Annotated in this window: 12 protein-coding genes; 10 read left to right on the top strand and 2 right to left on the bottom strand. The window is 49.5% G+C overall.

Going from position 1 to position 12644, the window contains the following annotated elements; genetic code table 11:
• Positions 1 to 479 precede the first annotated feature (479 nt).
• The 9 genes from FD01_RS10915 to FD01_RS10880 all read left to right on the top strand — a co-directional run bounded on the left by FD01_RS10915 (position 480) and on the right by FD01_RS10880 (position 10571).
• Positions 480 to 1820: a PTS sugar transporter subunit IIC gene (locus FD01_RS10915; protein WP_056964284.1), complete on the top strand. Its 1341-nt coding sequence runs from the start codon at positions 480 to 482 to the stop codon at positions 1818 to 1820.
• Between the two features lie 94 nt (positions 1821 to 1914).
• Positions 1915 to 3372, top strand: a complete 1458-nt coding sequence (locus tag FD01_RS10910; RefSeq protein WP_056964282.1) for a 6-phospho-beta-glucosidase — start codon at positions 1915 to 1917, stop codon at positions 3370 to 3372.
• Positions 3373 to 3421: 49 nt separating this feature from the next.
• Positions 3422 to 4345, top strand: coding sequence for an ROK family protein (locus FD01_RS10905; RefSeq protein WP_054718218.1), 924 nt, complete (start codon positions 3422 to 3424; stop codon positions 4343 to 4345).
• Between the two features lies 1 nt (position 4346).
• Positions 4347 to 4832 (top strand): hypothetical protein, encoded by a 486-nt coding sequence (locus FD01_RS10900; protein ID WP_054718221.1) that lies wholly within the window; start codon positions 4347 to 4349, stop codon positions 4830 to 4832.
• A 367-nt stretch (positions 4833 to 5199) separates the two neighbouring features.
• Positions 5200 to 6708, top strand: coding sequence for a glycerol kinase GlpK (glpK, locus tag FD01_RS10895; protein ID WP_056964280.1), 1509 nt, complete (start codon positions 5200 to 5202; stop codon positions 6706 to 6708).
• Positions 6709 to 6740: 32 nt separating this feature from the next.
• Positions 6741 to 8582: a type 1 glycerol-3-phosphate oxidase gene (glpO, locus tag FD01_RS10890; RefSeq protein WP_056964278.1), complete on the top strand. Its 1842-nt coding sequence runs from the start codon at positions 6741 to 6743 to the stop codon at positions 8580 to 8582.
• A gap of 8 nt (positions 8583 to 8590) precedes the next feature.
• Positions 8591 to 9295, top strand: coding sequence for an MIP/aquaporin family protein (locus tag FD01_RS10885; protein WP_082611855.1), 705 nt, complete (start codon positions 8591 to 8593; stop codon positions 9293 to 9295).
• Between the two features lie 138 nt (positions 9296 to 9433).
• Entirely contained in the window at positions 9434 to 9556 is a 123-nt protein-coding gene (locus FD01_RS16865) for a hypothetical protein (RefSeq protein WP_263862586.1), read from the top strand.
• The gene (locus FD01_RS10880) at positions 9537 to 10571 is read left to right on the top strand and encodes a zinc-dependent alcohol dehydrogenase family protein (protein ID WP_054718224.1); all 1035 of its coding nucleotides are present in this window, start codon (positions 9537 to 9539) and stop codon (positions 10569 to 10571) included. Before FD01_RS16865 ends, FD01_RS10880 begins: the two co-directional genes overlap by 20 nt.
• A 42-nt stretch (positions 10572 to 10613) precedes the next feature.
• On the opposite strand, the gene FD01_RS10875 is transcribed toward FD01_RS10880, so the two are convergent.
• Together FD01_RS10875 and FD01_RS10870 are read right to left on the bottom strand one after the other, a co-directional pair.
• Positions 10614 to 10931 carry a DMT family transporter gene (locus FD01_RS10875; protein ID WP_054718227.1) on the bottom strand — a complete coding sequence of 106 codons (318 nt, stop codon included), beginning with the start codon at positions 10929 to 10931 and terminating at the stop codon, positions 10614 to 10616.
• A gap of 142 nt (positions 10932 to 11073) precedes the next feature.
• On the bottom strand, positions 11074 to 12075 hold the full coding sequence (locus FD01_RS10870) for an NAD-dependent epimerase/dehydratase family protein (protein WP_054718229.1): 1002 nt from the start codon (positions 12073 to 12075) through the stop codon (positions 11074 to 11076).
• A gap of 76 nt (positions 12076 to 12151) precedes the next feature.
• On the opposite strand from FD01_RS10870, the gene FD01_RS10865 reads away from it, so the two are divergent.
• Entirely contained in the window at positions 12152 to 12589 is a 438-nt protein-coding gene (locus FD01_RS10865; protein WP_054718232.1) for a MerR family transcriptional regulator, read from the top strand.
• Positions 12590 to 12644 lie beyond the last annotated feature (55 nt).

Here is a 12644-nt window from a genome sequence, read left to right as displayed (position 1 = left end):
GTTCATCTCACGGTGTCGTGCCATGGGGTGGCTAACTTGTTCTTGCAATTTGCGTTGTTTATTTAATTGAAATGATCGCTCATAAACTAGACACCGAACGCAGTCAAACGTGATGATTTTGGGGTGTGATTGGACTGGCATTATATCGGCGATTCAATGTTGTTCACGTATAAGTCGAGTGATCACGGTTGAGAAGAACATGGACGCTTTTTACCTGAACCAAGATCACCCAACTAAAACCGAATTTGTCCTGACCACATGGAACATGTTACGCGAGCGTAACATGTTTTTTGATTGTTCACGTGTTTCTCAATGCTTAGAAAACGTATACAGAATTCTCGCGAGCGCATACAATGTAACATGTAATCATGATTAGTGTGTATCCCCCAGATACGCAACTTACTTGGGCCCAGATCAACTTTTTATCCTGCTAGCGTGTGGGCGCTGGCAGCCGCAATTAATATATTGGAGTGAATAATATGAATGACTACATTAACAACAAATTGTTGCCAAAAGTCATGAAGTTCACCAACAGTAAGATCATCGTCGCGTTGAAAGACGGGATGATCTACACCATTCCTTTCATCATTATTGGGTCGGTGTTCTTGATCTTATCCTCCTTGCCTGTCGAATCTTGGGCAGCTTGGATGAACAGTACCGGGTTGGTTCCTTATTTCAACCAGGCCACGAACTTCTCCTTTAACGTCATGTCATTGATCGCCGTTACTGGGATCGCGTATGAATGGGCACATAATGAGCACATCGCGCCGATGCCAGCCGGGATCACCGCTTTGATCAGTTTCTTGGTCGTTCTTCAACCAACGGCCCCGATCGTTGATGGCACTGGCAAAGTTTTAGTTAAAAATGTTTCTCACTTAACCGGCTTTATCGATACTTCTTGGTTAGCTGGTAAAGGGATGGTCGCCGCGATCATCATTGGTTTGATCACTGGCTGGATCTATTCCTGGTTTGTTACCCATAACATTACGATCAAGTTGCCTGAACAAGTGCCTGCTAACGTGGCCAACTCGTTTATCGCCTTGATCCCAGCAGCTGTGTTGGTCACCGGCTGGATGTTAGTTTACATGGCATTTGATCATTTTGCTCATACTTCCATGTTGCAATTCATCTACAACGTGATTCAAACACCACTGCAAGGGATCACTGATTCCTTCGGTGGGGCCTTGATCGTGCCACTTTTGATTTCGTTCCTGTGGTTCTTTGGGGTTCATGGTTCCTCAATCGTTTCTGGGATCATGACTGCCATCTTACTTTCCAACGGGACTGAAAACGCGAAATTGTTCCATGCTGGCAACTTGACGCAAGCTGCTGGTGGTCACATTTTCACCCAGGCTTTGCTTGATCAATTCGGGACTGTTACTGGTGCCGGGATCACCATTGGGATGGTTGTTTACATGCTGTGGTTTGCCAAGTCTGAACAAATGAAGTCCTTAGGGAAATTGGAAATCGTGCCTGCTTTGTTCAACATTAACGAACCAATTTTGTTCGGGGCACCAATTGTGTTGAACCCAATGATGCTTTTGCCATTTATGCTCACCCCAATGCTTTCCATGGGTCTGACTTATTTGGCCATCAAGATCGGCATTATTCCGCTGTTCAATGGTGTGTATGTGCCTTGGACTACCCCACCAATTATTTCTGGTTTCTTAGTTGGTGGCTGGCGTACTGCTTTGTGGCAAGCGTTGATGCTCGTCATGACCTTCTTCGTCTACTTGCCATTCGTTCGTCGCCAAGACAACATGTTATTCTCTCAAGAACAACAACGCTTGGCTGAAGAACAAGCAGAAGCTGCTAAGTAATTTGTAAAAACATTGAGGCGAAATACCACGCAGGAGGATTTCCCCCGCCTGCTGGGGATTTCGCCTTTATTGACACAAGGATTGGAGTTTAGTGATGTCACAATTGAGAAAAGACTTCTTATGGGGCGGCGCGGTCGCTGCCCACCAGCTAGAAGGTGGCTGGCAAGCAGGCGGCAAAGGCGTTAGTGTTGCCGATGTGATGACTGCCGGCGCGAACGGCGTGGAACGGCGGATCACCGATGGCGTCAAGCCTGGTGAAAATTACCCGAACCATGAAGGAATCGATTTTTATCATCAGTACAAAAGCGATGTCGATTTGTTTGCAGAACTCGGCCTCAATTGCTTCCGTACCTCCATTGCTTGGACGCGGATCTACCCTAATGGGGATGAGGCTGAACCAAATGAAGCCGGTTTAAAGTTCTATGATGATTTATTCGATGCCTTGTTAGCCAAAGGCATTCAGCCCGTGATCACCTTGTCTCACTTTGAAATGCCTTATCACCTGGTTAAAGAATACGGCGGTTGGCGCAATCGCAAAGTGATCCAATTCTTTGTCAACTTTGCCACCACGGTGTTCGAACGCTACAAAGACAAAGTGAAATATTGGATGACCTTTAACGAGATCAACAACCAAGCGGAATATTCTGGCTCATTTGCTTTGTTCACCAACTCTGGCGTTAAAGTTGCGCCTGGTGAAAATGCTGAAGCGGTCATGTATCAAGCCGCGCACTATGAATGTGTTGCCTCTGCTTTAGCCGTCCAAATCGGCCATCAAATCAACCCGGATTTTCAAATCGGGGCCATGATCGCTATGGTGCCTTTGTATCCTGCTAGCCCAGATCCACGCGATGTCTTTAAAGCAGAACGCGCGATGCAAGCCCGCTATTGGTTTGCTGAAGTGCAAGCAACTGGCTATTACCCAGCATGGTTGACGAAGTATCAAGAAAATGCTGGTTTTGATTTGGATATCACCTTGGAAGATCGCGACGTTTTGCAGTCGGGTAAAGTGGACTATATCGGATTTTCTTATTATATGTCAAACACTGTGCACGCTAAAAAGAACGAGCCAGATTCCTTCAAATATGAAGAATCCGTCGATCAAGTTAGAAACGAAACGGTACCGATTTCTGAATGGGGTTGGCAAATCGATCCGATGGGCTTACGCTATGCCATGAACTGGTTTACTGATTGTTTCCGTTTGCGATTGTTCATTGTTGAAAATGGTTTTGGCGCGGTGGACAAACTTGACGCCAATGGTCATATCCATGATGATTATCGCATCAGCTACTTGCGTGATCACATCGAACAAATGAAGCTTGCAGTCGCCGTTGATGGTGTTGATTTGATGGGCTACACGCCTTGGGGCTTTATCGATTTGGTCAGTGCCGGTACTGGGCAAATGTCCAAACGTTACGGGATGATCTATGTCGATAAAGATGATGACGGTAATGGGACCTTAGCGCGTTCGAAGAAAGATTCGTTCTACTGGTTCCAACATGTCATCGCGACCAACGGTGAAGACTTGTCAGATGTCACCCCAGATTATCGTTAAATGGTAAAAGCCCGCACTGCGGGCTTTTATTGTCAGAAGGGAAGCAATTATGCGTAATTACGTCAGTTTTGATATTGGCGGCACGACCATCAAATATGGGTTGTTAAGTGCAAAAGGAGAAATCTTGGCGCATGACGCTGTGCCTACGCCAAATGATCGCGATGAATTGTTAGGCGTTTTAACTAATGTGGTTAACACATACGCCGATCAACAACCACAAGCGATTGGTATCAGTGTGCCTGGTATCGTCCAACGCGATGGGTATATGATTACTGGTGGGGCGATCGATTGTTTATACGAATGTCCATTAGGTGAACTCGTCTCTAAGGCGACCGGTTTACCTGTCCATGTGGAAAATGATGCCAACGCTGCTACCATTGCAGAAGCCTGGCTTGGCGCAGCTCAAGGCGTCAAAGACTATCTGTTGTTGGCACTAGGCACAGGCATCGGTGGTGGCATCGTGATCAACGGGGAAGTCTTCCGCGGCGCTCACGGGATGGCAGGTGAAATCGGCTGGAATGTGACGCATGATATCGATTGGACCGATGATCTTGAAGCCAGTTCTTTGAATTTCCACGCGGCCGTAGTTTCAGGGTTAGTCCGTCGCTATAATGCCAGCTTGAAACAAGTTGACCATGATGCTGATGAAGTCGTTGATGCGCGGCAGATCATTGCTCTCGCGCATCAAAGCGATCCGATCGCAACGCCGATTTATCATGATTTCTTAGTGGATGTGGGAATCATGTGCTGTAATTTATTATCGACGTTAGATCCTGAGTTGATTTTGATCGGCGGCGGGATTTCTGCCAATAATCAATTCATCGAAGACTTGCAGGCCCAACTCGATGAACTGTTAGCCCGTCACACCAGTTTAAATCGCGTCAAACAGCTCGTGTTAGGCAAAGTTGTCGCCGCAGGTTTGCGAAACAATGCCGGGTTATTAGGTGCTGTGTACCCATTAGTGGAGGAATAATATGCTGAGTTATCACTTGTTGCGCAACGATTTGACGAAAGAACAACAGTATTTACAACGCTGGGCCAAGCGTGGTTATCAATTGACTAGTGTTCATGGTTCTTGGCATCATTTTGAAAAAATGGCCAAAACGCCAGCATCAACGCTACAAGTGGTAGGTGTTGATGCCGATCCTGAGGTTAGTACCGTGTTCACCCGCAAACTCGGTCGCCGTGTATTATATCGCGTAGGGACGCTGACCGGAGACGATGAACAAGCAGTTTCAGCTTATCATGCCTTCATGCTCGATCAAGGCACGCGTCAAGAATGGCGTGGCGGTATGGCGATCGGCTTAGGGGTGCTGATTTATGGCATCAGTCGCATTGCGTCATTTGGCAGGATCGCTTTGATGGTCTTGGCAGCACTGATCGTTGTTTATGGGGTATGGACGATGTTTGTCGGCTTGCATAATACTGTGGCCTCAGCGCATGCCGAAACTGCACAATAAGTCCCGCGTGAAATATTTTTAAAAAGGTCGATTTTCTAATCACCCATTACCAAAACCGGTAAGCTGCAATGCTTGCCGGTTTTTTGCGTGGTCGAAACAATGGCGTGGAACGGAGTCGTTGCTGAATCAGCAGGCGACCGGTTTCGTTAACGAGACCCCAATGACTAGACATATGTTATCTAATTATTCTCATGACTTTCTAACAAAATAAAAACGTACCGAGGGGCTAATCACGACTTATTTACATGGTGCAAAATAAAAACATAAACAATTTAATTATTAGAATTGCGCCCAATCGGTTTACCTCTTGAATTGTAACCGTTATCATGAAGCCATACCAAAAGATTATTCACAAGGAGGAATATAGATGGCAGATCAACAATACGTCCTCGCCATTGACGAGGGTACAACCAGTACGCGGGCGTTGATCATTGACCACGCTGGGACGATCGTGGCTGACGCGCAACGGGAATTTCCGCAATATTTTCCACAGCCTGGGTGGGTGGAACACAATGCCAACGAGATTTGGAATGCGGTTTTGTCTACAATTGCAACCGCCTTCATTAACAGCGGCATTCAGCCACGCCAAATTGCCGGGGTTGGCATCACCAATCAACGTGAAACCACGGTGGTGTGGGACAAGCAAACCGGATTACCGATTTATAACGCGGTGGTGTGGCAGTCGCGGCAAACCAGCCCGATTGCCGAGAAACTGAAGGCGGACGGCCACAGCGAGCTGATTCACGCGCACACTGGACTTTTGATCGACGCCTACTTTTCAGCCACTAAGATTCGCTGGATTCTCGATCAGGTACCAGGGGCGCAGGAACGTGCCGAAAATGGTGAGTTGATGTTCGGCACGATCGACACCTGGATCAGTTGGAAATTGTCTGGTGGGGCAATTCACGTGACGGATTACACCAATGCAAGCCGCACGATGCTGTTTAACATTCACACACTGCAGTGGGATGACGAAATTTTACGCATTTTGAACATTCCCAAGGCGATGTTGCCAGAGGTTCGCAGCAACTCAGAGGTATATGGGCAAACGGCGGCGTACCATTTTTACGGCAGTAGCGTCCCGATTTCTGGAATGGCCGGGGATCAGCAAAGCGCCTTGTTTGGCCAACTGGCGCTAGCGCCTGGGATGGTGAAAAACACGTATGGCACCGGCTCGTTTATCGTCATGAACACTGGGGAAACACCGACCATGTCGACGCACAACTTGTTGACCACCATCGGTTACGGGATCAACGGTAAGGTCACCTACGCTTTGGAAGGATCAGTGTTCGTGGCGGGTAGTGCGATTCAGTGGCTGCGCGACGCAATGGAGTTAGTGCAGTCAGCACCAGACTCAGAGCAGGCAGCCAAGGACTCGACTAGCCAAGATGAAGTGTATGTGGTGCCGGCGTTTACCGGGTTAGGGGCGCCATACTGGGAGTCTGATGCCCGCGGGGCGGTGTTTGGCCTCACGCGCGGTACCACACGCAACGACTTCATCAAGGCCACCTTGCAGTCATTGGCATACCAAAGCCGCGATGTCGTGGAAACGATGATTCAAGACACCAACATCCCCATTCCAGCTTTACGCGTCGACGGCGGCGCAGCGAAAAACGATTTTCTGATGCAATTTCAGGCGGATATCTTGGGCACGCCAGTTGAACGCGCAGCAAATCTAGAAACCACCGCAATGGGTGCAGCCTTTTTGGCAGGGCTGGCGGTAGGATTTTGGCGAGACACTGATGAGCTGAAGCAACTGACCGGCGTCGGTAAGCGCTTTGAACCGAATATGGAAGCAACTCGGCGCACCAAGTTATATACGGGCTGGCAACGGGCAATCGCGGCGACGATCGCGTTTGCGCCGACCACAGACTAAGCGAATAAGGATTCACAAAGGAGGAACTCATAATGGCATTATCAACAGCAACACGTCAACAGACTATCACGCAACTCAAGCAGATTCCAATGGACTTGCTCATCATCGGTGGCGGGATCACCGGTGCTGGGGTGGCGATCCAAGCCGCCGCTAGTGGCATTAAAACCGGCTTGATCGAGATGCAGGACTTTGCGGAAGGGACGTCCTCGCGCTCGACCAAACTGGTGCACGGCGGGATTCGTTACTTGAAAACGTTTGATGTCGGGGTGGTGAGCGACACGGTCAAAGAGCGCGCCGTGGTGCAAGGCATTGCGCCACACATTCCTCGGCCTTTCCCGATGCTGATGCCGATTTACGCTGAGCCAGAAGCAACCTACGACATGTTTTCCGTGAAAATCGCAATGGACTTATACGATCAGTTGGCCGGCGTTGATGGGACTCAGTACGCCAATTACACGATCGACAAAAAAGAAGTGCTTCAGCGCGAGCCTGGGCTTAAAAGTACCAACCTGCTTGGCGGCGGGGTGTACCTGGACTTCGTGAATAACGATGCGCGCTTGGTGATCGAAAACATCAAGGAAGCCGCAGAGTTAGGGGCCTTGGTAGCTAGCCGCGTGGCCGCAGTCGGCGTGTTGCATGACGACACGGGCCGAGCCATCGGTATCAAGGCCAAGGATACCTTGAGTGGAGAAGTTTTCGAAATTCACGCTAAAGTCGTGATCAACACCACAGGCCCTTGGGTGGACAAGTTGCGCGCAGTAGATGATAAACTCGATCACCAACCAATGTTGCGCCCAACCAAAGGCGTGCACCTTGTGATCGATGCTGCCAAGCTCAGCGTACCGCAGCCGACTTATTTTGATTCAGGGGTGCATGATGGTCGGATGATTTTCGTAGTACCACGTGAAGGCAAAACTTATTTTGGCACCACTGATACAGACTTCACCGGCGACTATGCGCACCCGACAGTCACCCAAGCCGATACGGATTATCTGTTGGCAGCTATCAACAACCGCTATCCGAAAGCCAACATCACCTTGGCTGATATCGAGGCCAGCTGGGTCGGACTGCGGCCACTGATTGCAGCCAACGGGAGCTCTGATTACAACGGCGGTGGTGCCAATGCCGGCAAGGTGTCAGATGCCAGCTTTGATCATTTGATTCAAACCGTCAACGATTATGAAGACCAACAGGCGACGCGTGCGGAAGTTGAGCAAGCCATCAGCAAGCTCAAAACGGCGCATGCGGAAGACACGCTGAAGCCGTCTCAAGTTTCTCGCGGCTCTAGTCTTGAAACCGAAGCAGATGGTATGGTGACGTTGTCCGGTGGGAAAATCACTGACTATCGCAAAATGGCGGCTGGTGCTTTGGCCTTGATCCGTCAGATTTTAGCTGAGCAGTTTGACCAAAACGTCAAAGACATTGACAGCAAAAAGCTGCAGGTGTCTGGGGGCCATTTTGACCCCACCAACGTTGAGGACACATTAAAGTTCTACACTCGCATTGCCCAGGACGCCGGCATTCCAGAAGCAGATGCAGCTGACTTGGCCAACCGCTTCGGCAGCAACACTGGCCGAGTCGTGACGTATGCTGGGGCCGGCGTAGTGCCTGGGTTGTCCTTGAAGGAAACCATTTCGCTGCGTTACTCAGTAAATGAGGAAATGACCCTGACGCCGGTGGACTATCTGTTGCGGCGCACCAATGCCGTTTTGTTCCATGCGGAGAGCTTGGCACAGTTGAAGCAGCCCGTGATTGACGAAATGGCCCAGCTGCTGGACTGGGATGCGGATACGAAGGCGGCCATGACGACTCAGCTGGATCAAACCATTGCCGAAAGCCAGCTGACGGCATTGAAAGGAACGGTGACCGCATGACGAACACCGTGATGACACAGGCGTTAGGTGAATTTATCGGCACACTGATTTTGGTAATTTTAGGTGACGGGGTCGTAGCTGGAGTGTCCTTGAACAAATCTAAGGCCCAAGGAGCTGGGTGGCTCGCCATCGCGCTGGGCTGGGGTCTAGCAGTGACACTTGGAGTTTACGCTTCAGCCTTCCTTGGCCCAGCGCACTTGAACCCGGCGGTGACGTTGGCCTTTGCAATCAGCGGTCACTTCCCATGGGCAGGCGTGGTGCCGTTCATCGTTGCTCAGATGTTAGGTGGCTTTGTTGGGGCGGTATTGGTTTGGCTGCAATATCTGCCGCACTGGCAGGCGACGTCAGATTCTGCCGCGATTCTTGGGACCTTTGCTACCGGCCCGGCGATTCGCAAACCACTGGCTAACTTCTTTTCTGAAGCGCTAGGGACATTGGTCTTGGTATTCATGCTGCTAGCTTTCACCAAGGGTCAGTGGACGGAAGGTTTGGCCCCGATTGGCGTAGGGGCTTTGATCACCGCGATCGGATTTTCGCTTGGTGGCACCACCGGTTATGCCATCAACCCGGCGCGTGACCTCGGGCCGCGGGTTGCGCATGCGGTGCTGCCGATTGCTGGCAAAGGGGATTCGGACTGGGGTTATGCCTGGGTTCCAGTACTGGGTCCGTTTGTTGGCGGGACGATCGGAGCGTTGCTGTTCAATCTGATTTAGTGTTACCGTTTCACGTGAAACGTCGGTCAGAATTCTTGATCGGCGTTTTTTCGTGGTTTAGGCCAAAAAGTTTCGATTTTTCCTTGCCTTGGTGTCGCTCCAAGGTTGTATGCTGAATTTATTGAAGGAGGTGTTTGCATGAATACGATCATTTTAGTTGGCGCTGTTGGTGTGATGATCACGCTACTGGGGTGGCTCATGCCAGCACCCGTCGTTGCAGTCAAACAAAAAGGAGTTCAACATGAAAACCGTCGTCTTTGAAAAACCGGGTCACGTCGCAGTCAAAGAATTTGAAAAACCTACCATTGAACAACCAAATGATGCGGTGATCAAAATCATCCGTGCTTGTGTTTGTGGCTCGGATTTGTGGTGGTTCCGCGGATTATCCAAGCGTGAAGCCGGTTCTGTCGTTGGTCATGAAGCCATCGGGATCGTTGAATCAGTCGGTTCTGCGGTGACTCATGTGGCGCCAGGGGACTTTGTGATTTTACCTTTTACCCATGGGTGTGGGCATTGTGCTGCTTGTCGCGCTGGCTTTGAAGGCAACTGCTTGAATGCCAAAGAACAAGGTAGCAGCGGTTTTCAAGGCGAATATGTGCGCTTTACTGAAGCCGACTGGTCATTAGTGAAAATTCCTGGTCAGCCAGAAGACTATACCGATGATCAACTCAATGATCTTTTAGCCTTGTCGGATGTGATGGCAACTGGTTATCATGCCGCTGCCAGCGCGGAAGTGAAGCCTGGCGATACTGTTGTGGTGATGGGCGATGGTGCCGTTGGCTTATGCGGTGTGATTGCCGCTAAGTTAATGGGCGCCAAGCGAATCATTGCGATGAGCCGGCACGCAGATCGTCAAGCCTTGGCCAAAGCGTTCGGTGCGACAGATATTATTGCTGAACGCGGGGATGAAGCCATCGCCAAAGTCGTTGAAATGACTGATGGCGGTGCTGACGCTGTATTGGAATGCGTCGGGACAGCCTTATCCGTTGATACTGCAATCAAATGTGCACGCCCAGGTGCTGTTGTCGGTCGTGTCGGTGTGCCACAAGAAGCCACTGATGCTAATGCGACGCCATTTTGGACCAACGTCGGCTTACGTGGTGGGATTGCCAGTGTCACTACTTATGACCGCAACGTGTTACTCGACGCGGTGTTGAAAGGTGAAATTCATCCCGGCCGCGTGTTCACCAAGCGCTTTAAGCTCGATGATGTCCAAAAAGCTTATGAAGCGATGGATCAACGTGAGGCGATTAAGTCATTATTGATCATCGCCTAATTGAAAATGGCAACCTTCTTGAAAACAGGAGGTTGCCATTTTTTAGTGGCTGGTGAATTTGATGCCGATGATCCCGATCAGTAAACAACCGACAAACACCCAAGTGATCGGACTGATGTGATCCCCGAAAAAAATCACCCCGACAATGATCGAGCCGACTGCACCGATCCCAGTCCAAATCGGATAAGCCAAGCTCATCGGCAAACGGCGTGTCGCTTCAGCTAAGCAGACAAAGCTGATGATCATGCCAATAATGGTGAGGATCGTGAAGTTGAGTTTGTGGAATCCATTGCTCATTTTCATGAAGGTGGCCCACACCACTTCAAAAATGCCTGCAATCGTTAAATAGAGCCATGCCATATTAATTTCCTCCTAAAAATAAAAAATGCACCACTTCCATATCCTATTTAGCCTAAAGGATATGGAGGTGGTGCCTGCCCGGCGGCAGAATTGTATTGACCTTGAAAGTAGCATAGCAAATTGGAGTGGTTGTGGCAAATGGCTAGTCCTGTAAAGCATCAACGGTTGCCAAAATCGTTTCGGTGACGCTATGTTGTGCTTGCCACCCTAAGCGTTGTTGGGCGTTTTGTGTGGAAGGATGGTGATTGATCGACAAGAACAGTTTTCCATTGCGCGCTTGGGCATTAAACGGCGCAGCTAAGCGAATTACCCAAGCCGGTAAAATATGGTGTGGTAATTTAGTTGCCAGTGCAGGGCGTTGATTGCGGATCAAGTCGGCGATTTGTGGTAAGGTGATCGCCCCATTTGTGGCTAAGAAGCGTTGGTCGGAAGCTGCTGGTGTAAATAAAGCTCGGACATGTGCATTGGCCACATCTGCGACATTTGAAATCACAAATTCAATGTCAGGGATGAATTTGCTTGAGCCATCAAGTAGTTGGTTGACCAAACCAAAACTCCCAGACACATGTTCATCCAATGGCTTGCCTAACATGGCACCGGCGGCAACGGTAGCGAAATCTAAGTGTTCTTCACGTGCAAAGGCCCAAGCGGCACGTTCTGCTAAAAGTTTGGAGCGTTCGTAATCTGATAACCCAGGTTCATTAGGATCGGTCCAGTCCGCTTCCGTCGTTGGTCGCGTCGAATGATTAGAAAACCCGACGGCGCCAAAGTTTGCAGTCATGATCACGCGTTTGACCCCAGCAACTTCTGCCGCTTTCAAAATACGCAAGGTGCCGTTTTTTGCGGTTTGATTCATTTCATCTGTGGTGGTTTCGCCGTTGACGAACACAGGCGCGGCCACGCTCATAACATGAGTAACACCTTGCATCGCTTGAGGCCAATCTGCGTCATTTAAAAGATCCGCTTGCACAAAGCTGAGGTGCTTGATTGAAACGCCTGTCGCTGCTAGTGTTTGGCGTACCGCGTCAGCTTTATTCAAATTGCGTAAAGTTGCGCGGACAGGGTGATCGTTTGCCAAAAGTTGTTGAATGATGTGTAAGGCTAAAAAGCCATTGCCACCTGTGACTAAAGTGAGTTCTGACATTGCATGTGTCCTCCGGTTCGGTTATTATCATGAGGATAAACCCTAAACCATACTTTAGGGCAAGGAGGAATTTTACATGGCGTATTCGATTCAAACCGTAGCTAAAAAAACGGGCTTGGCGATTTCCACGTTACGCTTTTACGATAAAGCCGGTTTATTGCCTTTTGTGGCGCGGGACAGCTCTGGTTATCGGGCGTTTACCGATGGTGATTTGGCCTTATTGCATACGATTGTATGCTTGAAAAATACGGGGATGAAAATCGCGGATATTCGACGGTATATCGAGTTGGTGATGGCAGGACCGACAACGGCTAAGGATCGCCAAGCATTATTAGCTGCTCATCGAGAAGTTGTGGTGGCCAAGCAACAAGAAATTGCGCGTAGTTTAGCAGAAATCGATTATAAGTTGCAGATGTATGCCTCGCCTGACGCGGAAGCAAAAGTGGCCCAAGAGTGGGCGCTGGCTTCTGCAGATAAAGAGAAAAACGGGTTACCAAATCCGTTCACTGCATAATAAACCTGGATTATTCACCTCGGTATTTGGGACATGAAATCGCATCTGGCCGGTC

The sequence above is a fragment of the Lacticaseibacillus manihotivorans DSM 13343 = JCM 12514 genome, from assembly GCF_001435035.1.
GTDB lineage: Bacteria > Bacillota > Bacilli > Lactobacillales > Lactobacillaceae > Lacticaseibacillus > Lacticaseibacillus manihotivorans.
The sequence above is the reverse complement of the archived record's forward strand: the minus strand, read 5'-3'. Positions and strand labels throughout refer to the sequence as shown.